This window comes from Brevibacillus sp. FW301-21C12A (genome assembly GCF_058788915.1).
Genome location: NZ_JBYTBG010000036.1, coordinates 1 through 22145, shown reverse-complemented (window position 1 = coordinate 22145; position 22145 = coordinate 1). Strand labels below are relative to the sequence as shown.

Below are 22145 nucleotides of genomic sequence, written 5' to 3'. Positions count from 1 at the left end.
GCTGGACGAGGCCGTTCACGAGCGCGGTCAAGTAGAGCGGCCACAAGGAGCCGGGCGTGGTCGCAATCGCGGCGAAGGAACAGCCGAACGCGATGCTGCGCATCCATTGCGAAAACAGCATGACGCGTTTTTTGTCATAGCGGTCGAGATACGGTCCGGCCACAAGCTGCACGACGAGCGATGGTACAAAGTAGAGCAGCCACATCTGCCCGACGGCTGCCTGCGAGCCGGTCACCTGGTAGATGATCCAGCTATTGGCGAGCGTGCCGAGCGAGGCGCCCAGCTCGGAGGTGAGCTGGCCGAGCAGGATGTAGCGGTAGGAGCGGTCTTTCCAGAGGGCGGATGTGCTCGTGGCTGCTGTCATCATTTGTCCGTGTCGAGAAACTGCCCGAGTAGCAGCGGGAGTTGCGAGAGCGCTTGGCTGCGCAGGCGATAGCGGGTTCCGCTCGTCTCGACCAGCCGGGCGGAGCGCAGCATCGACAAGTGATGATGCACCGTCGATTTGGCCATCTGGAGCGCTTCTGTCAGTTCTTGCAGCGTCAGCTCCTGTTTTGCGAGCATTTTCGCCATGCGGAGCCGCTGCTCGTCTCCGAGCGCCTTGAAGGATTGGACCAGCGTCTGCGGCGGCTGATACGGGTCGATTTGCTCGCGCAAGTTTTCATCGGCAACCGGGTAGTAAAAAATTTTGCAGCCTGCGTCATCGGCCTGCACCGTCCAGGGGCGATAGACCGCCTGCGGAATCAGCAGGACGCGGGTGACAGTCGGCTCAGGCGGATAGCTTGCTCCGGTCGCCCATTCCACCAGCGCTTCCGGGTCGAGCTTTTCTTGCATGCCGCGCTTTTGGGCAATCTCCCGTTCGAGCATGCGGCAGATGCGCTCCTCCTGCGGCTCGATGTGCGCCTGATACCAGCCTTCCATCAGCACGAGCAGGTGCTGGCGCAATTCCTCCGCGTCCACCGAAGTAATATGGGCGATGTACCGTTCGAAAAAGAGATGGCTGCGACAGGCCGCCTGCAACAGTTCGCGATCGGCGCTGCTTCCTTGCGCGGCTTTTCGCCGGGAAGCTTGCTGCGCTTCGCCCAAAAAAGGCAGTGCCTGGTAGCGCAGCTCTTCCTCTGGCAACTGCCTGACGTAGCCAAGAAACGCCTCCAGCTCGGAAAAAGGCTGCTGGCGGTACTGGTGAAGCAGATGCAAAAGCGTCTTCCATGTGTTGTGCGCCTTGGCGTAAGCGACCTCGCGCTGGACAGCAGGAGGCAGCGCCTCGATTAGCTCGCGCCAGTGGGCGGGCGGCTGCTCCAGCGTGTGATGAATCTGCTCGTAAGTGGCAACGGCGATGCCCAGCGCTGCTTCAAAAAGCGGCGAAAAGGCGAATTGCACCTCGTAGGTCGTGCGTTCGCTCCCGATGTTCCATACTTTCAAGAGGGGATCATCCTTCCAGTATTTGTAGTACGTCTCATTTTAAATGTTTTGAATTGTAAATTCAATATTTTCCGTATGATTGGTTAGATGGATTTCGAACCAGAATCGTTGAGTGTGGCAGGAAGAGGGGCGAGCGCCTGAAAGCAGCAAGCAGAAGACAGCACCCGAAAAAAGAAAAGCGGCACGCCTCTCCCGCGAGAGTTGCGTGCCACTTTTTACGAGACAAAAGCAAACTTAGTTGACAGTAGAAGGTTGAACGGCGCGTTGCAATGCCTGCTCCAGATCGCCGATGATGTCGTCGATCGCTTCTGTGCCCACCGACAGCCGGATCAGTCCTGGCGTTACCCCGGCGGCTGCCTGTTCTTCCTCCGTCAGTTGCTGGTGCGTCGTGCTGGCCGGATGGATGATGAGCGACTTGGAATCGCCTACGTTTGCCAGATGAGAGAACAACTTCACGGATTCGATCAGTGTTTTGCCTGCCTCGACACCGCCGCGAATGCCAAAGGTGAGGATGGCGCCAGCGCCTTTTGGCAAATATTTTTGCGCAAGGGCGTAGTGGGCGTCACCTTCCAGGCCAGGGTAGCTGACCCACTCGACCGCTGGATGCGCGGCGAGGAATTGGGCTACGGCCAGGGCGTTCTGGCTGTGGCGTTCCATGCGCAGGTGCAGCGTCTCCAGACCTTGCAGGAACAGGAAGGAGTTGATCGGGGCCACGGCTGCGCCGATGTCGCGCTGCAGTTGGACGCGCGCCTTGATGATGTAGGCGAGCGGTCCGACTGCTTCCGTATAGACGACGCCGTGGTAGCTCGGGTCTGGTGTCGTCAGGCCCGGGAATTTGCCGTTGTTCCAGTCGAACTTGCCGGAATCGACGATGATGCCGCCGATCGCTGTGCCGTGCCCGCCGATGAACTTGGTCGTGGAGTGGACGACGATGTCTGCGCCATGCTCGAATGGACGGCACAGGATCGGCGAAGCGAACGTGTTGTCCACGATCAGCGGCACGCCGTTTTCGTGCGCGATGTCAGCGATTGCCTGCAAGTCCGCCACGTCAATGCGAGGGTTGCCGATCGTCTCGCAAAAGAGCGCCTTTGTTTTCTCATTGATGAACGCCCGGAAGTTTTCCGGATTGGACTGATCGACAAAGTGAACCTTGATGCCAAGACGCGGCAAAGTGTGCGCAAAAAGGTTGTACGTACCGCCGTACAAGCTGCTGGATGCGACAATTTCATCCCCGGCTTGGGCGATGTTCAAAATGGAAAAGGTGATCGCTGCCTGACCAGAGGAAGTTGCCAGAGCACCGACGCCGCCTTCCAGGAGTGCCACGCGCTTTTCAAAGGCGTCCTGGGTCGGATTCATGATGCGGGTGTAAATGTTGCCGAACTCTTTTAAGCCAAACAGGTTGGCGGCGTGCTCCGTGTCGCGGAAGACGTAGGAAGTCGTCTGATAGATCGGAACGGCGCGCGAGCCTGTTACGGGATCTACTTCTTGTCCACCATGTACAGCGAGGGTTTCCGGTTTCCATTGTTGCTGGTCAGACATGCTTATCTCTCCTTTATATATGGGGATTAGGGATAAAAAAACGGAGCATTCCTCTGAGGAGAAGAAGGCTCCGGCTATACACGGGTGTGCACTCATCTCTCAGAATCTATGGATTCTGCAGGAATTAGCACCGCGCAAGGCACGCTTGCTGGTTGCCGGGTTTCACAGGGCCTGTCCCTCCACCGCTCTTGATGAACTGTTGCTTCAGTTGTTGTCATAATTGTATGAAAAACCACACTTCGCTGTCAATAATCAATAATGAGTTATCAGGTTGGATTTGGTGGGATTGAGGCGTTGAGAGATTTGTTCATGCTCACCCGTTCATGCTGTTTCCCATGACGTCCAAAGTACCTGTGTGATACGCCTTGTTGACGTGGTTTGCAGGCTGATGCCCCGCACTCCAAGGGTGCTCTGCGTTTCTTGCACCCGCCTTTTTCCAAACCAAAAAGAGAATGCTGTTTTGTATAGTAGTCTTCATATATAGAATGGTTATTTTTGTAAATGTGTCACCCGCCTGTACCGACCAACCATCTCCCTGTCCAAAAACAAACCCACCCTCACACTGTCACAAATTTGTCCCTATATCTCCGCGCTTTCGCCGCCCGCGTCGTTAGAAAATGGCATGGCCCTATGATATGATGGGAGTGGCAGAAAACGACCAAACGATTGTACATATAGGAGGAACATACGCGATGAGCCATGGCGTGAAGGAAATTACCCCGCAGGAGCTGCTGGAAAAGCTCGCGGCCAACGAAAAGCTTCAGGTGATTGACGTGCGTGAGGTGGAGGAGTGGAACGAAGGCCATATCAAAGAAGCCAAGCTGATTCCGCTCGGCTTTTTGCCGCATCGCATCGACGAGCTGGACAAGGAGATCCCGGTCGTCATGGTGTGCCGCAGCGGTGCGCGCAGCCACAGAGCGACCGAATATTTGTGTGAGCTTGGCTTTGACGCTGCCAATATGGTCGGCGGCATGCTGGCTTGGCCTGGCGAGAAGGAAGTGTAAGCCGTACGGTCCATACGGTCACGACCGCACTGGCAACGCCGAGACGTTTTCCACACAAAAAGAAACATGCGCTTTTACGCGGTATAGCGGCGGACGCATGAGAGAAGCAGGGGAGGAAGAAAATCGTGAGTGAGGGAGCACAGCAACAAGGATCCGCGTTGCAGCGCCATTGGTTTACGGTGCTCGCAGGCGTGATTATCCTCGCGATTGTAGGCGTGTTGGGCTACAAATACATGGCAAAAGAGCCGATTCCCGTGATGAAGCCGATTGCCGATTTTACGTTGGACAACAGTGACGGCACTTCGTTTACGTTTTCGGAAGGCAAAGGCAAGGTGCGGCTGGTCGAGTTCATGTTCACCAACTGCCCTGACATTTGCCCGGCGACGACGTACAACATGTCCAAGCTGCAAGAGCAGCTCAAGGAGAAAAAGCTGTTCGGCGACAAGGTCGAGTTCATTTCCATCACCTTTGACCCGGATTTCGACACGCCAGAAGTGTTGCAGCAGTACGCGGCGAAGTTCAAGGCGGATCAGAGCGGCTGGAAGTTTTTGCGCGGCGATGCCCAGGCGGTGGAAAAGGTGACGAAGGATTTCGGGATTGCCGTATTGAAGCAGCCTGACGGTTCCTTTGCCCATACCGCCCGCATGTTCCTCGTCGATGGCGATGGAAACATGCGCCGCGCCTACGGCATGGCAGCCGACATGGACATGGAGCAGATGCTGAAGGAAATGGAGCAGCTTGCGGACTAATCAGGCTGATTCCTCGTACGTGATCTGCACGACATGCTCGGTTTGATTTTCAAATTCAATATGCACGAGTAACGCCCACCTGCGATTGCCCTCCTGGAGCAAGAGTTTGAACGTCTCCTCTGACGTGGTGGGCGTTTTTGCTGTGCGCCCGACGTGCAGGTAGTCGACGATCTGGGCATGCGGATATTTTTTCATCGTCTCCTGCATCGCCAATCTGCCCCATTTGGCATATGGCGGCTGGGCGCAGGCAGGGGCATACTGGAAGAAGAATAACAGCAGGCTTGCTGCGATGGCGGTCAGGACGCTTCGCGCGAGGCGAACGGATACAGAGGCTTGCATGGCGTAAGACCCCCTTTTTTGTATTGGAAAACAAGCTTGCCCTCTATTTTGAAGCCTTTTTTTCATGTCATTCGTAGAAAATATTTACAATTTGGAAAGCGGGGGATTTCATGTACTACTTGCTCATTCCCTTATTTGGTGTTCCGCTCATCCTGGCGATTTTTGCGCTGCGCTCTCGCCGGAGCGGCTTCTGGAAAAAATGGTGGCCGCCTGTCGTGTCAGCGCTGCTGATTTACGGAGGCTGCCTCGCTGCCAACGTGTATTGGCAAGTACAGTACGGCATTCCGGTGCTTCCGACCAAAGCCGATCTGGAGCTGTTTCTTTATTTTTGCCTGTTCCTCGTCTTCGTGTTTTTTATTATGTACCTCGTCTTTTTCTTTGTGATGCGCAAACCGTTCTGGAAAATGAATCTGTTGTTTCTCGCCACGTCGTCTGGTCTGTTTCTCCTGTTTGCCGGGGCTTTTTTAGGCATGGGGCCGTTTATGTCGAAGGTGGAGTACGTCTCGGTTGTGCAGAGTGTAAAAAACAAGTGGCAGGCCGTGCCCGTGCAGGCGTCGAGCAATAAGCCGATTGACGTCACGCTCGTCTACAGCAAAAGGGACTGTCTGAAAAGGTGTGCTGGCCAACCTTACGACAGCCTGATTTTGGTCCGGAACCAGTCGGGGCAGCCGCTGGGCATTGAGCTTTTGGTTCGCCTGCAAAACGAAAGTGGGGCCGTCATCGAAGACAAACAGGCGTTGCCGCTCAAGCTCGCTGCGGGGGAAATCGCGCCGGTATGGACAGAAGATACAAACATGGAAGAAAACTTTTGGGAGCGGGTCAGTACGGTCACGGATGAGAGAGTAGCGGCGATTGCGTATCAGTTTTCTATTATTGACCGAAGATGAATGTGTCGAATTGTCAAGACTGGATGAAACGAACGCCTCGCGTTGTGTTACAATAAGAATGGCATGCTTGGTTCGGGTTCCCAAAATCATGCACGATGATGTTAGGAGGAAAGAGTTTGAGCGACGTTAAGATTTTCGCGATGGGCGGCCTCGGCGAGATCGGAAAAAATATGTATTGCGTCGAGTATGAGGACGAAATTATCATCATTGACTGCGGGGTGAAGTTCCCCGAGAATGAAATGTTCGGTATTGATCTGGTCATCCCCGATATTTCCTATTTGGTGGACAACCAGCACAAGATTAAAGCACTTTTGTTAACGCACGGACATGAGGATCACATCGGAGCGATTCCTTATATTTTCAAGCAAATTAACGTGCCGATCTACGGTGGTCGTCTGACCCTGGGCTTGGTCAAGGCGAAGCTGGAAGAGCATCGCATGCAAAATGACGTGAAGATGATTCCGATCTCAGAAGATACGGAAATCCCCTTCAACCGCCTGAAAGCGTCCTTTTTCCGCACGAATCACAGCATTCCGGATTCGTTCGGGGTTGTGATTCATACGCCGGAAGGGATGGTCATTCATACAGGTGACTTCAAATTCGATATGACGCCAGTCGGACAGACGACCGAGTACGGCAAGATTGCGAAAATCGGGGCGAGCGGCGACGTTTTGGCGCTGCTCTCTGACAGTACGAACAGCGAGCGCTACGGCTTCACCATGTCGGAGCGCACCGTTGGCGAAGGGATTCTCGACGTGGTGCGCAAAGCGCGCGGGCGGATCATCCTGGCGACATTCGCGTCCAACGTGCATCGCCTGCAGCAAGTAGTAGACGCTGCCGAGCAGTGCAATCGCAAAGTAGCGGTGATTGGCCGCAGCATGGAAAAAGTGTTCCTGATCGGACAAGAACTGGGCTACATCCAGATGCCGGAGGGCATGCTGATTGATATCAAGCACATTGACAACTACGCCGACAATCAGGTGCTGATTATTTGCACCGGAAGCCAAGGCGAGCCGATGGCGGCATTGACCCGAATCGCTTCCGGATCGCACCGGACCGTGTCGATCTACCCGGAGGATACCGTCATTATCTCGGCTTCCCCGATTCCAGGCAACACGATCAATGTCAGCAGGACGATTGACAAGCTGTACCGCGCGGGCGCGAACGTCGTGCTCAGCCACGTGTTTGACATTCACGCGTCCGGTCACGGCAGCAGCGAGGAGTTGAAGCTCATGCTCAACTTCATTCGTCCCAAGTACTTTATCCCGATTCACGGGGAGTACCGGATGTTGAAGACGCACGCGAAGCTGGCGCAGCAGGTAGGAATTGAGGAGAGCAACATTTTCCTCATGGACAACGGCGAGGTGCTGAACTGCAACCGCGAAAAGGCATGGCTCAGCAAAGTTCACGCCGGCATCGTCCTGATCGACGGCAGCGGCATCGGCGACGTGGGCAACATCGTCCTGCGCGACCGCAAGCATTTGGCAGAGGATGGCCTGATGGTCGTGGTCGTCAGCCTCGATATGAAAAACTTCAAGATTCTCACCGGACCTGACATTGTCAGCCGCGGCTTTGTGTACGTGCGCGGTTCGGAATCGCTCATCCAGGAAGCGACGCTGTTGGTTCGCCAGCGCCTCCAGGAAGCGTTGGACAAGAAGATCAAGGAATGGTCGGAGTTGAAGTCCCAGATCAACGAAGTCATCAAGCCTTTTATTTACGAAAAGACGGGCCGCAATCCGATGATTCTCACCATTTTGATGGAAGTGTAGGACTGGAGCACTTCTTCGTTCTCCCGGGGACGCGATCGGGTTATAATAATACGTAAATGGATACGTGATACAAAGGAGAGGTTGCCCCATGATGTCTTATGAAGCATATATGAGCCAAGTAATTCAACCGATGCGCGACGAACTGACGCGCAACGGATTTGTAGAGCTGCGCACAGCAGAAGAGGTTGAGCAGACGCTGCCAAACGCAAAAGGTCTGACGCTGGTAGTCGTAAACTCGGTTTGCGGCTGCGCGGCAGGGCTGGCTCGTCCGGCAGTGGTTCATTCCTTGAACCATTCCACCAAGCCAGACAACATTTACACTGTATTTGCAGGACAAGACAAGGAAGCGACAGCGAAAGCCCGCGAGTACTTTGAAGGCTACGCGCCATCTTCCCCGTCTTTTGCGATCATGAAGGACGGCAAAATCATGACGATGATCGAGCGTCATCAGATTGAGAACAACGACCTGCAAACGATCTCCAACCTGTTGACTACCGCTTACGACACGTACAAATAAGCTAGCATGGCCATGACAAGACGCTCGCGAACGGGCGTCTTGTTTCACATCCCGATGAACCTGAAAGGAGCTGCCCGCAGCATGCAGACCCGATCGTTTGGACGAGATCCGCATCAAGTCTCTTTGCTCGGCTTCGGCGCCCAGCGAATTGTGGACGAGCACGATTGCACCGAGGAGCAGGCAATCGCCATCATTCGGCGCGCCGTAGAAGCAGGAGTCAATTACTTTGATACAGCCCCTACATACAGCGCTGGACAGTCGGAGACACGGGTAGGACTGGGGCTTGCAGGCTTGCGCGACCGCGTGTGGATCGCGACGAAGACGGGAGGACGCACGCGCGACCTGGCCCTGAAAGATTTGGAGGGCAGCTTGAAGCGGCTGCAGACCGATTACGTCGACGAGTGGCGGATGCACAACATCATGCAGCCGCACGATCTGGAGGCGATTTTTGCAAAAGGAGGCGCGCTGGAAGCGATGCTGGAAGCGCGAGAGCAAGGCTTGATCCGCAAAATCAGCATCAGCGGGCACACAGACCCGCGCCTGCTGGCAGAAGCGATTCGCCGCTTTCCTTTTGACAGCGCCCTCGTCGCTTTGTCTGCTCTCGATCATTTCATCTACAGCTTTGCGCACGATTTCGTTCCGCAAGCGGTGGAAAAAGGCGTCGCGGTCATCGGCATGAAAGTGATGGGGCTGGGCAAGCTGGCTCCGTGGACAGAGCAAGCGCTGCGCTATACGTGGAGTCTCCCCGTTTCGACGGCGATCCTCGGCGTGAGCAGAATGGACGAGCTGGAAGCGGACTTGGCCGCGGCCAACGCCTTCGTGCCGATGACGGACATCGAACGCGTGGAGCTGTTTCAACAGATCATGCCGCTGGTGCGCCCGGACGTGCTGCGCTGGAAGGCGCGCGAATGGATGGCTGGCGAATGGTATCAGTTGCCGGAGCTGTCTTTTTGACAAAAGCGAAAGTCTCTTCTGATTTTCTGGAAGGGGCTTTCTTTTTGTTTTTTAGAGCGTGGCTGGAAACAAGCTGGTGGTCATAACCGGAGCTACGCGAGGATTGGGCAGGTCGATGGCAGAGCGATTTCACGAAGCAGGCTGGAGCGTGGCAGGCTGTGGCCGTTCGGCCGTGGCGCTCGATCCGGGCGGCAGTATTGACACCTCCATGCTGCGTTCCTGCTCGCCGCAGGAAGTGGCAATGACCCCGGCCAGCGAGGTGCCGATGGCCATTCCCAGGTTGTTCGCGACATATACGATGTTGAACAGCTCTCGGCGCTGCTCTTTCCAGCGAAAGCCGATGAACGCCTGAATCGCCGGGAACGACAGGTTGAAGGTAAAGCCAAGCCCGGTCATCAGCGCGATGTAAACAAGCCAGCTATTCGTGAGCGGAATCGACAACTGGATGAGTCCTTGAACCAGCAAGGCCCCGACAATCAGCCGTTTGGCGCCCAGGCGGTGAAAAAGCGTCCCGCCGACGAACTGCCCCACAATTCCTGCCAGCGATTAAACCATCAGCACAAAGCCTGCCTCGGTCATGGAGCGTTGCAAAATCGTATGTACGTACAAAGTGGTAAGCGGCAACATGAAAGCGCTGCCGGAAGAGTTGATGAAGCTCGCAACCAGGAAGAACAGGGCTACTCGTGGATACCGCTGCAAAAAGGAAGTGGGAGAAATCACGGCCGGTCACCCCTTTGGGATTGTGTTGCTTGTAGTATAACGAATATTTTAAACATTGCAAACATAAAAATATAAAAAGTGAAAAGCACCCAAATAAAGGCTGCTCCACATCCTATAGATTCGAGTATACTAAACAAGTGGTGAGATGAGTTCATGTGATACAGAGAATAAAAGGTGGAGTAGTTCTTTATGCGAATGTGGAAACGGGTGTTGCTCCTGATGTTTGTCGCGATTGCCGCGACAGCAGGTTATTACGGATACTCTTTTTATCAGTTTGCTCACAATATTCAAGAGCCGAATGTCATTCGGCCAGCCCCGCCGGATGGCGGTGCCGCGACGAAAGCGGCGGAGATTCCGGAATGGGATGGCGAAGAGCGGGTGAACATCCTGTTGATGGGTGTGGACCGCAGGGGAATGAAAAATAACGGGCTCCCCCGTTCGGACTCGATGATGCTCGTCAGTATCGACCCGGCCTCCAAGCGCTACGACGTATTTTCCATTTTGCGCGACACGTACGTAGACATTCCGGGGAACGGCAGCTCGCGCATCAACTCGGCGATCGTGGAGGGCGGACCGGAACTGGCGATGAAGACCGTCAGCCAGTTTACAGGGCTTCCGGTGGACCGCTACGTCATCACCGACTTTGAAGGCTTCAAGGCTTTGATTGACTCTGTCGGTGGTGTCGAGATTGATGTGGAAAAAAATATGTACTATCACGACCCGACCGATAAAGGCATCTACGACATCAATTTGAAAAAGGGACTGCAGCAACTGGATGGCAACAAGGCTCTGCAATACGTTCGTTTTCGCCATGACGCCACATCGGACTACACGCGCACAGAGCGTCAGCGCAAGCTGCTGACGGCTGTGGTGAGCCAGATGAAGAGCGGCACGACCTTGATTCAATTGCCGTCCATCCTGAAAGAAGTGACGCCGTATATCCAGACGAATATCAGTTCCATGGATATGCTGAGGCTGTCTGCGCTTGGGCTGAAATTAAACACCGCGGAGCCAGGCAACTACCAATTGCCGCCAATGGGGATGTTCCGCGAATCCCATCGGGCAGGCGCGGTGCTCATTCCGGATGTCGACCAGATCCAGTCTTTTATCAAGGAAAAGCTGGAACCGCCAGCAGAAGAAGCGGTTTCGCAAACGAATAGCACGACCGATAGCAACGAAAACAGCACGCCAAATTGAGCGTGCTGTTTTTTTGTGTTTTCGGGCAGACTAACCATGATTTGCTATGTATGGGGGTGAGGGGAATGGACCAGGAGATTGCGCGTAAATGGTTTTCCCATACAGGGGACTTGCGAACGGAACATATCGACGAGCCGGACGGCCGCATGCGGCTGTATTTTTTGACCAGCATGGCGGATGCCAAGTCGTTTACAGCGAGCTCATCCCGAAGCTGAGAGAAATTTGTCTGGCTGAGGCAAGCATAGGGGAAGTGGAGCGGCAGCTCGGGGGAGCCGGGAGCAATCGGGTCTATCACACCCAGGAGGCGATTCAGCGCCTGCTCGAAGGCTATCGCCCAAGGAAGCGTTTCTCATCAAGCTCGTGCACGGGAAATTCCGGATTGGCAGCTACGACACGTCCGTCCCGGCGCAAATTTTCGGGAAGACCGACAAGAACCGCGGCAATCCCAAGGATATGGTGCACCTTGCTTTTGACACGATTTCCAGCAACGCCCGAATCAAGCTGGAGCAAGTATCGCCGCCGGTGTTCGATATTCGCATACGCTTGAAGGCGAGAATCCTTGAGAAAGCGACGTTTCATTTTCACGTCAATGCCACCATCATTCGCAACGGAGTAATGGATTAAAAAAGTTTTTCCTGTGATTGCTATTGACGGGATATTTTCAAAAAGGATATAATCCGGTTTGTATCATGAAAATATGAAAAACGAACATAATATACGTGGAAATCTTTCTTATCAAGAGAGGCGGAGGGACAGGCCCGATGAAGCCCGGCAACCGGTTCATTTTTTGAAATGGACGTCGCGGTGCCAATTCCTACAAGATTGGTTGGATCTTGATAGATGAGAAGGGTGGATGCGAACGTATACATGCGTTGCAGCCCCTTTTTCGTTTATGAAAAAGGGGTTTTTACGTTTTTCACAAGGATTTTGCTGGGAGGTGGATGCGTTGATTCAATTGAAAAATTTGCATAAAAGCTATCAAGTGCAGGGCAAGACGATTCCGGCGTTGCTCGGGATTGATCTTTCTATAGATAAAGGGGAAATTTACGGGATTATCGGCCATTCCGGGGCGGGGAAAAGTACCTTGATCCGCTGCATCAACCTGCTGGAGCGCCCTACGTCGGGACAAGTCATCGTCGATGGGGTCGACCTGACCAAGCTCGACGACGTCAAGCTGCAGGAAAAGCGCCGCGAGATCGGGATGATTTTCCAGCACTTCAACCTGCTGTCCTCGTCCACCGTCGGGGAAAATGTCGCGTTTCCGCTCAAGCTGGCCAAGCGTCCGAAGGCGGAGATTCAGAAAAAAGTGGACGATCTGCTCAAGCTGGTAGGGCTGGAAGCGCACCGGGACAAATACCCGTCCCAGTTGTCCGGCGGCCAGAAGCAGCGCGTCGGCATCGCGCGGGCGCTGGCAAACGATCCGAAAGTGCTGCTGTGTGACGAAGCGACCTCGGCGCTCGATCCGCAGACGACCAACTCGATTTTGGCGCTGCTTTTGGACATCAACCGCAAGCTGGGATTGACCATCGTGCTGATTACGCACGAGATGCACGTCATCCGCTCCATTTGCGACCGCGTAGGCGTGATCGACGGCGGAAAAATCGTCGAGTCGGGTGAGGTGCTGGACGTGTTCCTCAAGCCGCAGCATCCGACTACGCAGGAATTTGTCGAGCAGGTGGCAGATTCCACCGAGCTGCGCGAAGCTGTCGCGCACGAAAAAGCAGCGGGGAACCGCACGATTGCGCGCGTCACCTTCCTGGGAGAAAAGACGTACCAGCCGATTTTGTTCCAGACGATGCAGGAGACAGGCACAGTATTCAGCATTTTGCAGGGAACGATTTCCCGCATGAAGGATACGCCGTACGGCCAACTGGTCGTCGAACTGGAAGGCGATGTCCGTCAAAACGAAAAAACCATCGAGACGTTGCGTCAGCGTGGCTTGGAAGTAGAGGTGATATAGATGGACTGGACAATGGAAAATGTGGATTGGTCGGAGATCGCTGAGGGTACACTAGACACACTGACGATGCTGGGTTTCTCCACGTTGTTTACGATCCTGATCGGCTTGCCGCTGGGAATCATTTTATTCCTTACTTCACGTGGACAGTTGCTGCAAAACAAGGCGTTTTACTCGGTTGCTTCATTCATCGTCAACGTATTGCGTTCCGTGCCGTTCATCATTCTGATGATCTTGCTGATTCCGGTCACGAAACTGATCGTCGGCACTTCGCTCGGCGTACTCGGAGCGATTCCGCCGCTCGTGATCGGGGCCGCCCCGTTTTTTGCGCGGCTGGTGGAAACCTCTCTGCGCGAGGTAGATCGCGGAGTCATTGAGGCCGCCCAGTCGATGGGGGCGTCCAATTGGCAAATCATCTGGAACGTCCTGCTGCCAGAGTCTCGTCCGGGACTGGTGGCCGGAATTACGATTACGACCGTTGCGCTCGTGTCCTACACGGCCATGTCCGGGGTAATCGGCGGCGGCGGTCTGGGCGACTTGGCTATCCGTTACGGTTATCAGCGCTTCCAGACCGATGTCATGATTGTCACTGTCGTCATTTTGCTCGTGTTGGTGCAGATCTTACAGTCGCTGGGTGATCGCCTGGTATTGCGTTTCAGCCGCAAGTAAGGTCTTTCCCATAGAAGTTTGCAAGTACAAAGATCAAAAAAAGTAGGGGGAAATCATTTATGAAAAAGCTAGTCGTATCTGTACTTTCTACCGTATTGGCATTTTCTTTGGCAGCGTGCGGAGGCAAAACGGAGACTGCTCCAGCTCCAGCCGAAGGCGGCGCACAAGGCGGACAACAAGAAGTGACATTGAAAGTAGGCGCTTCTCCGGTTCCACACGCAGCAATCCTGAAGCACATCGCACCAAAACTGAAAGAACAAGGCGTAAACCTGGAAGTACAAGAGTTCACCGACTACGTACAACCAAACGTACAGCTCAACGAAAAACAACTCGACGCAAACTTCTTCCAGCACAAGCCTTACCTGGAAGACTTCAATAAAGGACAAAACATGGATCTGCAACCTGTAGTTGCGGTTCACATCGAGCCATTTGGCGCTTACAGCAAAAAAGTGAAATCGGTTGACGAACTGGCGGAAGGCGCAACTATCGCGCTGCCAAACGACCCGACCAATAGCGGCCGCGCCCTCGCTCTCCTGGAGAAAAACGGCGTCATCAAGCTCAAAGAAGGCGCTGGCATCAGCGGAACTGTGAAAGACATTGTGGAAAACAAGAAAAACCTGAAGTTCAAAGAGGTTGAAGCAGCGATGCTGCCGCGCGTTCTGGAAGAAGTGGACCTGGCGCTGATTAACACCAACTACGCGCTCGAAGCGAAGCTCGTGCCAACCAAAGACGCTCTGTTCATCGAAGACAAGGAATCTCCATATGCGAACTTCCTGGTAGCTCGTCCTGACAACAAAGACTCCGAAGCCATCCAAAAGCTGGCGAAGGAACTGAACTCCCCTGAAGTGAAAAAATTCATTGAAGACGAATACAAAGGTTCCATCATCCCGGCATTCTAAGGAAAAGTAATTGATGGATCAACAAATAAACCCAATTGGCCCTTTAAGGCTGTTGGGTTTATTTCTGTTTACAAAAGAATGAATATTCATAAAATTTAATTAAATATCACCGAACCCCATTTTCAAGAAATCTGTCGTCGAGTATATTGTGGTGGCGATAGAAAAAATTTGATAAGGGGGAAAATTCTGATGAAGGGAACATTCAAAATGTTTGTCGGCCTGACATTGGTGGTCGGAAGTCTTTTGGCAGGCTGTGGAGGCAGTCCGACTTCGACTGCACCTGCTGCTGCTCCTGCGGGTGAGGCTTCGTCTGGCGCGCCTGCCAGCACAAAGCCGCAAGTGTTTCGGGCCAATCTGACCAGCGAGCCATCGACGGCAGACCCTGGGCTCGCCAAGGACACTACCTCAGGGGCGATCGTCCGTGCCACTTTTGACGGCTTGACCAGGCTGGACAAAGACGCGAAGCCGATGAACTCGGTTGCGTCTGATGTGAAAATATCCGACGACAAACGGGTGTACACGTTCACGATTCGCGACTCCAAGTGGAGCAACGGCGATCCGGTGACGGCGCACGACTTTGAATTTGCCTGGAAACGCGTCCTCGATCCAAAGCTGGGAGCCGAGTATGCGTATCAGCTCTACTACATCAAAAATGCGGAAAAAGTACACACAGGCAAGGCGCAAGCAGACGAGCTGGGGGTAAAAGCTCTGGATGACAAGACGCTGGAAGTAACATTGGAAAACCCGACACCGTTCTTCCTGGAACTGACGGCATTTTACACGTATTATCCTGTAGACAAAAAGGTCGTAGAGGCCAATCCGAACTGGGCGAATGAAGCAGCAACACACGTGAGCAACGGGCCATTCAAGATGACGGGCTGGGAGCACAAGAGCAAGATCGTTTTGGAGAAGAACGAAAACTATTGGGACAAAGACGCTGTCAAGCTGGACCGGATCGAGTTTGCCATGATTGAGGATGATAACACAGCGCTGTCCATGTTTGAAAACGGCGAGCTGGACTGGGCGGGTCAACCGCTTGGCGGCCTGCCAACCGATGCGATTCCGTCCCTGAAAGAAGCAGGCAAACTCGTCGTTCATCCAAAGGCGACGATGTATTGGTACAAAATCAATACCACCAAAGGAGTGCTGCAAAACGTAAAAATTCGCAAAGCACTCGCTTATGCGGTTGATCGCCAAAGCATCGTGGACAACATCACACAGGTCGGCCAGGTGCCTACGATGGGGATGCTGCCGCAATCCATGATTATCAAGCCGGAGGGCTACTTCCGCGACAACGACGTGGAGACAGCGAAAAAGCTGCTGGCGGAAGGCATGCAGGAGTTGGGGCTGAGTCAGTTTCCGACCATCACCATGTCGTACAACCCGACAGACCGCCACAAAAAAATCGCCGAAGCCATGCAGGACCAGTGGAAGCGCAACCTTGGCATCGACGTGAAGCTGGCGATCAAGGAATTTAAGGTGCATTTGCAAGATTTGCATGAACTGAATTACGAGATTGGCCGTTTGGGCTGGAATGCCGATTTTAACGATCCGATCAACTACCTGGAGATGTTCCGCGATGCGAAGACCGGAAACAACGACACAGGCTGGGAGAACGCGCGCTACAAGGAGCTGCTGCAACAGTCGGCCATGGAGAGCGATCCGGAGAAGCGCAAGCAGCTTTTTGCGGAAGCCGAGCAAATTTTCATGGATGCCATGCCTGTAATCCCGCTGTTTACGGACGTGGATGTCTGGGTGCAGAGTGATAAGGTAAAAGGCGTGCAAGTGGACGGACTGGGCTTTATTGATCTGAAGTGGGCGGAAATGGTCGAGTAACAGGCAAAAACCCCAGAGGCGAAGTGCCGAGGCAGCTCGCTGCTGGGGTTTTCCTTCCTTTTTGCCCGGAATTAATAGCCAAAATCCAACGTTTTTCCGGTTTCTGCATATGTTTTGATGTTGGAGAGAATCATCGGCCAATGGTTGCTCGCGTTGGCGAAGGAAGGGTGATCTTCGGTCCACTGGTCGTTAATCAGCGTCAGCCGCGTGCATCCGCCAACAGGCTCCAATTGGAAAGTTACGCGCGATTGAAGCTCGGCGTGGTTGGCGTGGTACGAAGGGCCGGGATGTTCCAGGAAGCTGAAGGTTTGCTGCGGCTCAAACGCCAAAACCTTGCCGTACACATGGACAGTTTCGTCGCCATCATTTCCGGGACCGACATAAGCGAGATCGTCCCCTACCTGAAAAGTAGAGCGGATGACAGAGCCAAAAAACGTATGCTTGACTCCTTCTTCCGAGGTAAGAACGTGCCAGACGTGCTCCGGGGTGGCCCCGATGTAAAAATCGAAACGCAGTTCCATAGCAGTGCCTCCTGTTTCCATTCATTTTCAAATTGTAATCGTTTGCTGTTGCTACTACTCTTAGTATAGGCAGATAATGGAGGGGCGTATTGTAAAAATGCGACAGGAGGCGGCGCTATGGAAAAAAAGCAGGACATGCTGCCAAAAGGTGTGCTGCATGCCATGCTTGGCGGAAAAAAGTTTTCGCTGCAAAGGTATGAACCAGGCGGCGACGTCGGTTACTTCGTCCAGCATTACTGGGTGGTCAGGTGGGATTTGCGCGGGCAAGCTCCTTACTCCCAAACCGTTTTGGCCCACCCCAATGTGAATCTGGTGTTTGAAGAGGGCGCCACAGGCATATTCGGTGTCGCTTTGTCCACGTCCTCGCATTTGCTGGCTGGCCAAGGCCATGTGTTCGGAGTGAAGTTCAAACCAGGCGGCTTTTATCCATTTTGGCAAAAGCCGGTTTCACAGTTGTACGGCACGGTTACTACGTTGGAAGAAGTGTTTCAGGTGGAGACAGCCCCGCTGGAAGCCGAGATGCTTGCCATGCCGGAAGACGCCCAGATGGTTCGCCGCATCGAAGCGTTTTTGGGCGAGCGTCTGCCGGAGCGCGATCCGAATGTAAAGAGAGTAAGCGAGCTGGTCGGCTTGATTCAGGCAGATCGGACGGTGCTGAAGGTAGAGGATGCGAGCCGACTGTCCGGAATGAGCATCCGGACGATGCAGCGCTTGTTTGACCGCTATGTTGGCGTCAGTCCGAAATCGGTAATCCAGCGCTACCGACTGCACGAAGCGGCGCAGATGATCGACCAGGGAGCCGTCAGCGACTGGCTGGACTTGTCCATCGCGCTCGGCTACTACGACCACTCGCATTTTATCCGCGACTTCCGGGCGATTGTCGGTGTATCGCCGCAAGAATACCGGCAGACCCAAACTTTATAATTGTAAACAAAGTCCCCTGTGACGTCGCTTTTTCGCGATGGGAGGGGGCTTTTTGTTTTGCCTCGGTGAGCGGCGATACTCCTAAGATTTGCATAGTTTTTCTTGTGCGAGGCATACTTCATGTAATGAAGAATGTGAATTTATTTCCCTTAATATAATTTGATCTTTGGATAAAACATAATTAAACTTGCTTAAAATGTCTTCAATATTACTAAAAATGCAGTATATTTGTTGAAGTAGCTTTCCATGGAGTGTTACACATACAAAGGGGGTCAACACTAATGAAAAAAAGCGTATTTGCAGCGATGAGTTCCATCCTGGTTCTGAGTGCGGCGCTGGCTGGCTGTGGCGGCGGCGAGAAAGCAGGAGAGCAAGGAAATTCTGCTGGAAGTGAACAAACTAGCGGTCCAAAAGTTCTGCGCATGAACATGAAGAGTGAGCCGCCGACGGCTGACCCTGGCTTGGCTGAAGATTCCACATCCGGTGCTGTTTTGCGTGCGACTTTTGATGGTTTGACTCGTATCGGTGAAGATGGCAAACCGCATGAATCCGTAGCGGAAAAAATCGACGTTTCTGAAGATGGACTTACTTATACATTCCACCTGCGCGACAGCAAATGGAGCAACGGTGACCCGGTAACAGCGAAAGACTTTGAATACGCGTGGAAGCGAGCGCTCGATCCGAAGCTCGGCTCCACTTATGCTTACCAATTGTACTACCTGAAAAACGCTGAGGAGTACAACACCGGAAAAGCGAAAGCAGAAGATGTGGGCGTGAAAGCAACCGATGACAAAACATTGGTTGTTACGTTGAAAAACCCGACTCCGTTCTTCCTGGAGCTGACTGCTTTCTACACCTACTACCCGGTGAACCAAAAAGTGGTCGAATCCACACAAAACTGGGCGGGTGACGCCAAAACGCACGTAGGTAACGGTCCGTTCAAGATCGAGACTTGGGAGCATAAGAGCAAGCTCATTCTCGCGAAAAACGAAAACTACTGGGATAAAGATGCTGTAAAACTGGACAAGATCGACTTCTCCATGGTAGAGGATGAAAACACCGAGCTATCCATGTTTGACAACGGCGACCTCGATTGGGCAGGTGCTCCTACAAGCGCACTCCCAACAGATGCAATCCCGGCACTGAAAGAGTCCGGCAAAATGCAAACCCGTGCGATTGCGGGTACGTACCTGTACAAATTCAACACGGAGAAACCGCCGTTCAACAACGCGAAAATCCGTAAAGCGTTCGCTTATGCGATTGACCGCAAAACGATCATCGACAACGTAACGCAAGCGAACCAGGAGCCGGCAATGGGTCTGGTACCTCCAACAATGGCTGTGGCAACTAGCCCGTACTTCAAGGACGGCGACGTGGAAACAGCGAAAAAACTGCTGGAGGAAGGGATGAAGGAAGAAGGCATCACCAAGCTGCCAACTCTGACTCTTTCCTATAATACGTCCGAAGGTCACAAGAAAATCGCGGAAGCTATCCAAGACCAATGGAAAAAAGCGCTCGGCGTAGAAGTGAAGCTGGAAAACAAAGAGTGGAAAGTATTCCTGGACGACCTGCACCAAGGCAAGTTCCAGATCGCTCGCTCTAGCTGGACTGGCGACTACAACGATCCGTACACCTTCCTGGATCTGTTCAAACTGAAAAAAGGCAGCAACAACGATACCAACTGGGAAAATCCCAAGTATCAAGAGCTGCTGAACCAATCCGCGGTGGAAAAAGACCCGGAAAAACGCAAACAAATCCTGGCGCAAGCGGAAGCGCTGCTCATGGACGAAATGCCAGCCGCGCCAATTTACTACTACACGCATTCCTATGTGAAGAGCGACAAAGTACAAGGCGTTGTGCTCGACGGTCTCGGCTTCGTAGACTGGAAATGGGCAGACATTAAATAAGAAAGCCAAGCGAACGATAAGAAGAAGGGCGAATAGCCCTTCTTTTTTTTGCGAAAAATAAAGCGCAAAGGATGGGAGATTCTTCATCTATCAACAAAATGGGGAGGAGAGCTGTTCGCAACTATAAATATTTGTAAAATTCAAACGAGGCGTGGGACAAGCCTCTCACTGACGCTGTCTCATGGTAATCTTGTGTGCAGCAAAGAAAAAGGTGGGAGGTCCATGGAGAAAACCGCGATAAATCAACATTTTCAAGCTGTCTATACTAACGAGAATCATTTTCCATCGAGTTTTATCAATAAATTATTTTTTATAAATCATTAATCATCTTTATAAATAAATAAAAATTTATTAAATCATTCTAAAACATATTTAAAAATAATATAAAAGCATGTATATTGAAAAAAGATTTAGAAAAGGGGGATTACTTGTATGAAAAAGAATGTTTTCGTAGCAATGAGTTCTATCCTCGTTCTTGGTGCGGCACTCGCAGGATGCGGCGGCGGCAACCAAGCAGCGCCAGCAGATAACAACGCAGCAGGCAATAAAACAGAAACCACTGCACCAGCAGCGGGACCAAAAGTACTGAAATTGAACCTGCACTCCGAGCCGCCAACAGCAGACCCAGGTATCGCGGAAGACACTACTTCCAGCACAATCATCACTGCTACCTTCGAAGGTCTGACTCGCGTAGGCAAAGACAACAAAGTGCATGAAGCAGCAGCAGAAAGCTATACCGTATCTGAAGACGGTAAAAAATATACATTCAAAATTCGCGATGCAAAATGGAGCAACGGCGATCCTGTAACAGCGAAAGACTTCGAATTCGCCTGGAAACGCGCGCTCGATCCGAAAACAGCTTCCAACTACGCTTACCAACTGTACTATGTGAAGGGTGCGGAAGCATTCAACAAAGGTACTGGTAAAGTAGAAGACGTTGGCGTAAAAGCGCTCGACGACAAAACACTGGAAGTGGAACTGACAAACCCAACTCCGTTCTTCCTGGAGCTGGTAGCGTTCAAAACATACTTCCCGGTTCACCAAAAAACAGTTGAAGCCAACGACAAATGGGCTACTGACGCGAAAACAATCGTGGGTAACGGTCCATTCAAAATGGAAACATGGGAACACAAGAGCAAACTGGTTGTCGTGAAAAACGAGAACTACTGGGATAAAGACAACGTAAAACTGGACAAAATCGAGTTCTCCATGGTAGAGGATGAGAACACTGAGCTGTCCATGTTTGAAAACGGCGAGCTGGATTGGGCAGGTGCTCCAACTTCCGCATTGCCAACTGACGCGATTCCTGCTCTGAAAGAGTCTGGAAAAATGACAACCCAACCAATCGCGGGTACTTACTTCTACCGCTTCAACACAGAAAAAGCGCCATTCAACAACGCGAAAATCCGTAAAGCGTTTGCTTACGCGATCGACCGTCAAAGCCTGATCGACAACATCCTCCAGGCAGGTCAGTTGCCAGCAACCGGTTATGTACCACCGAGCATGGCTCTGAACAAAGATGGCTACTTCAAGGACAAAGACCTCGAAACAGCGAAAAAATTGCTGGAAGAAGGTATGAAAGAAGCTGGCATCAGCAAGCTGCCAACTCTGACTCTGTCCTACAACACTTCCGAAGGTCACAAAAAGATCGCAGAAGCAATCCAAGACCAATGGAAGAAAAACCTCGGTGTAGACGTGAAGCTGGAAAACAAAGAGTGGAAAGTATACCTGGATGACGTACACCAAGGTAAATACCAAGTAGCTCGCGCTGGTTGGCTGGGTGACTTCAACGATCCGATCAACTTCCTGGAAATGTTCAAGGAAAAAGACGGCGGAAACAACGATACTCGTTGGGAAAATCCGAAGTACAAAGAGCTGCTGAACCAATCCGCTCTGGAAACAGATCCGGAAAAACGGAAAGCGATCCTGGCTGAAGCTGAGCAAATCCTGATGGATGAAATGCCAGTCATGCCAATCTACTTCTACACGCAATCTTGGGTGAAAAACGACAAGGTTGACGGCGTAATCATCGACGGTCTGGGTGCTGTTGACTACAAATACGCTGACATCAAACAATAATAGAAGCAAAGCAACCGATTTAAGGAAGAGGGGCGTTTTTGACGCTTCTCTTCTTTTTTGTTTGAAAAGCGGGTGTTGATCGGGGCTGAAAATTCTCACCCGAAAAGGGGCGAACCATTTTTTTCCTAGTCGAGTTGCATCAAAACTAACTAAAAGAAAAAACATCCAAAAATCCCTTTTTCTGATTCATCACCATAACCCGTGCTAGACATTGAAAAAACGTAGATGTTCCTCTATCGTGAAAGTTGTCCTGACCATC

At 52.4% G+C, this 22145-nt stretch carries 22 protein-coding genes, 1 pseudogene and 2 riboswitches; of the genes and pseudogenes, 16 read left to right on the top strand and 7 right to left on the bottom strand.

Annotation, left to right across the window (positions count from 1 at the left end):
- Positions 1–52: 52 nt before the first annotated feature.
- The 3 genes and pseudogenes from AC3WQH_RS19245 to AC3WQH_RS19235 all read right to left on the bottom strand — a co-directional run.
- A pseudogene (locus AC3WQH_RS19245) lies at positions 53–364 on the bottom strand (MFS transporter); the annotation flags it as partial.
- Positions 364–1419, bottom strand: coding sequence for an ArsR/SmtB family transcription factor (locus AC3WQH_RS19240; RefSeq protein ID WP_005835546.1), 1056 nt, complete (start codon positions 1417–1419; stop codon positions 364–366). The pseudogene AC3WQH_RS19245 and the gene AC3WQH_RS19240, both read right to left, overlap by 1 nt.
- Before the next feature lie 234 nt (positions 1420–1653).
- Complete coding sequence (locus AC3WQH_RS19235) at positions 1654–2958, bottom strand: homocysteine synthase (protein WP_492332207.1); 1305 nt, start codon at positions 2956–2958, stop codon at positions 1654–1656.
- A gap of 89 nt (positions 2959–3047) precedes the next feature.
- A riboswitch (SAM riboswitch) is annotated at positions 3048–3156 on the bottom strand.
- Positions 3157–3650: 494 nt separating this feature from the next.
- On the opposite strand from AC3WQH_RS19235, the gene AC3WQH_RS19230 reads away from it, so the two are divergent.
- Together AC3WQH_RS19230 and AC3WQH_RS19225 are read left to right on the top strand one after the other, a co-directional pair.
- The gene (locus AC3WQH_RS19230; RefSeq protein WP_005835542.1) at positions 3651–3962 is read left to right on the top strand and encodes a rhodanese-like domain-containing protein; all 312 of its coding nucleotides are present in this window, start codon (positions 3651–3653) and stop codon (positions 3960–3962) included.
- 125 nt (positions 3963–4087) lie between these two features.
- Positions 4088–4711 carry an SCO family protein gene (locus AC3WQH_RS19225; RefSeq protein ID WP_005835541.1) on the top strand — a complete coding sequence of 208 codons (624 nt, stop codon included), beginning with the start codon at positions 4088–4090 and terminating at the stop codon, positions 4709–4711.
- On the opposite strand, the gene AC3WQH_RS19220 is transcribed toward AC3WQH_RS19225, so the two are convergent.
- A complete protein-coding gene (locus AC3WQH_RS19220) occupies positions 4712–5050 on the bottom strand; it encodes a YqzG/YhdC family protein (RefSeq protein ID WP_005835540.1) in 339 nt (112 codons plus the stop codon).
- Positions 5051–5160: 110 nt separating this feature from the next.
- On the opposite strand from AC3WQH_RS19220, the gene AC3WQH_RS19215 reads away from it, so the two are divergent.
- The 4 genes from AC3WQH_RS19215 to AC3WQH_RS19200 all read left to right on the top strand — a co-directional run bounded on the left by AC3WQH_RS19215 (position 5161) and on the right by AC3WQH_RS19200 (position 9177).
- A complete protein-coding gene (locus AC3WQH_RS19215) occupies positions 5161–5937 on the top strand; it encodes a hypothetical protein (RefSeq protein WP_007776861.1) in 777 nt (258 codons plus the stop codon).
- Between the two features lie 98 nt (positions 5938–6035).
- The gene (rnjA, locus tag AC3WQH_RS19210) at positions 6036–7706 is read left to right on the top strand and encodes a ribonuclease J1 (protein ID WP_035316672.1); all 1671 of its coding nucleotides are present in this window, start codon (positions 6036–6038) and stop codon (positions 7704–7706) included.
- An 88-nt stretch (positions 7707–7794) separates the two neighbouring features.
- Positions 7795–8223: a BrxA/BrxB family bacilliredoxin gene (locus tag AC3WQH_RS19205; RefSeq protein ID WP_005835537.1), complete on the top strand. Its 429-nt coding sequence runs from the start codon at positions 7795–7797 to the stop codon at positions 8221–8223.
- A gap of 81 nt (positions 8224–8304) precedes the next feature.
- Positions 8305–9177: an aldo/keto reductase gene (locus AC3WQH_RS19200; protein WP_007776867.1), complete on the top strand. Its 873-nt coding sequence runs from the start codon at positions 8305–8307 to the stop codon at positions 9175–9177.
- Positions 9178–9306: 129 nt separating this feature from the next.
- On the opposite strand, the gene AC3WQH_RS19195 is transcribed toward AC3WQH_RS19200, so the two are convergent.
- Positions 9307–9711 carry an MFS transporter gene (locus AC3WQH_RS19195; protein ID WP_290426669.1) on the bottom strand — a complete coding sequence of 135 codons (405 nt, stop codon included), beginning with the start codon at positions 9709–9711 and terminating at the stop codon, positions 9307–9309.
- Between the two features lie 12 nt (positions 9712–9723).
- Complete coding sequence (locus AC3WQH_RS19190; RefSeq protein ID WP_286085932.1) at positions 9724–9897, bottom strand: hypothetical protein; 174 nt, start codon at positions 9895–9897, stop codon at positions 9724–9726.
- Between the two features lie 189 nt (positions 9898–10086).
- Here AC3WQH_RS19190 and AC3WQH_RS19185 point away from each other — a divergent pair, with 189 nt between their 5' ends.
- The 7 genes from AC3WQH_RS19185 (at position 10087) to AC3WQH_RS19155 (ending at position 16455) form a co-directional block, all read left to right on the top strand.
- Complete coding sequence (locus AC3WQH_RS19185) at positions 10087–11094, top strand: LCP family protein (RefSeq protein ID WP_005835535.1); 1008 nt, start codon at positions 10087–10089, stop codon at positions 11092–11094.
- A 65-nt stretch (positions 11095–11159) separates the two neighbouring features.
- The gene (locus AC3WQH_RS19180; protein ID WP_005835534.1) at positions 11160–11309 is read left to right on the top strand and encodes a hypothetical protein; all 150 of its coding nucleotides are present in this window, start codon (positions 11160–11162) and stop codon (positions 11307–11309) included.
- Between the two features lie 145 nt (positions 11310–11454).
- The gene (locus tag AC3WQH_RS19175) at positions 11455–11718 is read left to right on the top strand and encodes a hypothetical protein (RefSeq protein WP_025845724.1); all 264 of its coding nucleotides are present in this window, start codon (positions 11455–11457) and stop codon (positions 11716–11718) included.
- A gap of 105 nt (positions 11719–11823) precedes the next feature.
- A riboswitch (SAM riboswitch) is annotated at positions 11824–11941 on the top strand.
- Between the two features lie 99 nt (positions 11942–12040).
- Complete coding sequence (locus tag AC3WQH_RS19170; RefSeq protein WP_005835532.1) at positions 12041–13054, top strand: methionine ABC transporter ATP-binding protein; 1014 nt, start codon at positions 12041–12043, stop codon at positions 13052–13054.
- On the top strand, positions 13055–13720 hold the full coding sequence (locus AC3WQH_RS19165; protein WP_005835531.1) for a methionine ABC transporter permease: 666 nt from the start codon (positions 13055–13057) through the stop codon (positions 13718–13720).
- Positions 13721–13779: 59 nt separating this feature from the next.
- Positions 13780–14619 (top strand): MetQ/NlpA family ABC transporter substrate-binding protein, encoded by an 840-nt coding sequence (locus AC3WQH_RS19160; protein WP_005835530.1) that lies wholly within the window; start codon positions 13780–13782, stop codon positions 14617–14619.
- 189 nt (positions 14620–14808) lie between these two features.
- Positions 14809–16455 (top strand): peptide ABC transporter substrate-binding protein, encoded by a 1647-nt coding sequence (locus AC3WQH_RS19155; protein WP_122953221.1) that lies wholly within the window; start codon positions 14809–14811, stop codon positions 16453–16455.
- Between the two features lie 71 nt (positions 16456–16526).
- On the opposite strand, the gene AC3WQH_RS19150 is transcribed toward AC3WQH_RS19155, so the two are convergent.
- Positions 16527–16976: an SRPBCC family protein gene (locus AC3WQH_RS19150; protein WP_005835528.1), complete on the bottom strand. Its 450-nt coding sequence runs from the start codon at positions 16974–16976 to the stop codon at positions 16527–16529.
- 117 nt (positions 16977–17093) lie between these two features.
- Between AC3WQH_RS19150 and AC3WQH_RS19145 the strand changes: the two genes are divergently transcribed.
- The 3 genes from AC3WQH_RS19145 to AC3WQH_RS19135 all read left to right on the top strand — a co-directional run bounded on the left by AC3WQH_RS19145 (position 17094) and on the right by AC3WQH_RS19135 (position 21886).
- The gene (locus AC3WQH_RS19145; protein WP_122953223.1) at positions 17094–17900 is read left to right on the top strand and encodes a helix-turn-helix domain-containing protein; all 807 of its coding nucleotides are present in this window, start codon (positions 17094–17096) and stop codon (positions 17898–17900) included.
- A 281-nt stretch (positions 17901–18181) separates the two neighbouring features.
- Positions 18182–19807, top strand: a complete 1626-nt coding sequence (locus tag AC3WQH_RS19140; protein WP_007776885.1) for a peptide ABC transporter substrate-binding protein — start codon at positions 18182–18184, stop codon at positions 19805–19807.
- Positions 19808–20239: 432 nt separating this feature from the next.
- A complete protein-coding gene (locus AC3WQH_RS19135) occupies positions 20240–21886 on the top strand; it encodes a peptide ABC transporter substrate-binding protein (protein ID WP_005835494.1) in 1647 nt (548 codons plus the stop codon).
- The last annotated feature ends 259 nt before the right edge of the window (positions 21887–22145 follow it).

Bases quoted from the DNA above. Each gene is read 5' to 3' on its own strand.
- AC3WQH_RS19180 (WP_005835534.1), top strand. From the start codon at position 11,160: ATGGACCAGGAGATTGCGCGTAAATGGTTTTCCCATACAGGGGACTTG.
- AC3WQH_RS19215 (WP_007776861.1), top strand. From the start codon at position 5,161: ATGTACTACTTGCTCATTCCCTTATTTGGTGTTCCGCTCATCCTGGCG.
- AC3WQH_RS19205 (WP_005835537.1), top strand. From the start codon at position 7,795: ATGATGTCTTATGAAGCATATATGAGCCAAGTAATTCAACCGATGCGC.
- AC3WQH_RS19140 (WP_007776885.1), top strand. From the start codon at position 18,182: ATGAAAAAAAGCGTATTTGCAGCGATGAGTTCCATCCTGGTTCTGAGT.
- AC3WQH_RS19230 (WP_005835542.1), top strand. From the start codon at position 3,651: ATGAGCCATGGCGTGAAGGAAATTACCCCGCAGGAGCTGCTGGAAAAG.
- AC3WQH_RS19235 (WP_492332207.1), bottom strand. From the start codon at position 2,958: ATGTCTGACCAGCAACAATGGAAACCGGAAACCCTCGCTGTACATGGT.
- rnjA (WP_035316672.1), top strand. From the start codon at position 6,036: ATGTTAGGAGGAAAGAGTTTGAGCGACGTTAAGATTTTCGCGATGGGC.
- AC3WQH_RS19145 (WP_122953223.1), top strand. From the start codon at position 17,094: ATGGAAAAAAAGCAGGACATGCTGCCAAAAGGTGTGCTGCATGCCATG.
- AC3WQH_RS19155 (WP_122953221.1), top strand. From the start codon at position 14,809: ATGAAGGGAACATTCAAAATGTTTGTCGGCCTGACATTGGTGGTCGGA.
- AC3WQH_RS19135 (WP_005835494.1), top strand. From the start codon at position 20,240: ATGAAAAAGAATGTTTTCGTAGCAATGAGTTCTATCCTCGTTCTTGGT.
- AC3WQH_RS19220 (WP_005835540.1), bottom strand. From the start codon at position 5,050: ATGCAAGCCTCTGTATCCGTTCGCCTCGCGCGAAGCGTCCTGACCGCC.
- AC3WQH_RS19200 (WP_007776867.1), top strand. From the start codon at position 8,305: ATGCAGACCCGATCGTTTGGACGAGATCCGCATCAAGTCTCTTTGCTC.
- AC3WQH_RS19150 (WP_005835528.1), bottom strand. From the start codon at position 16,976: ATGGAACTGCGTTTCGATTTTTACATCGGGGCCACCCCGGAGCACGTC.
- AC3WQH_RS19165 (WP_005835531.1), top strand. From the start codon at position 13,055: ATGGACTGGACAATGGAAAATGTGGATTGGTCGGAGATCGCTGAGGGT.
- AC3WQH_RS19185 (WP_005835535.1), top strand. From the start codon at position 10,087: ATGCGAATGTGGAAACGGGTGTTGCTCCTGATGTTTGTCGCGATTGCC.
- AC3WQH_RS19160 (WP_005835530.1), top strand. From the start codon at position 13,780: ATGAAAAAGCTAGTCGTATCTGTACTTTCTACCGTATTGGCATTTTCT.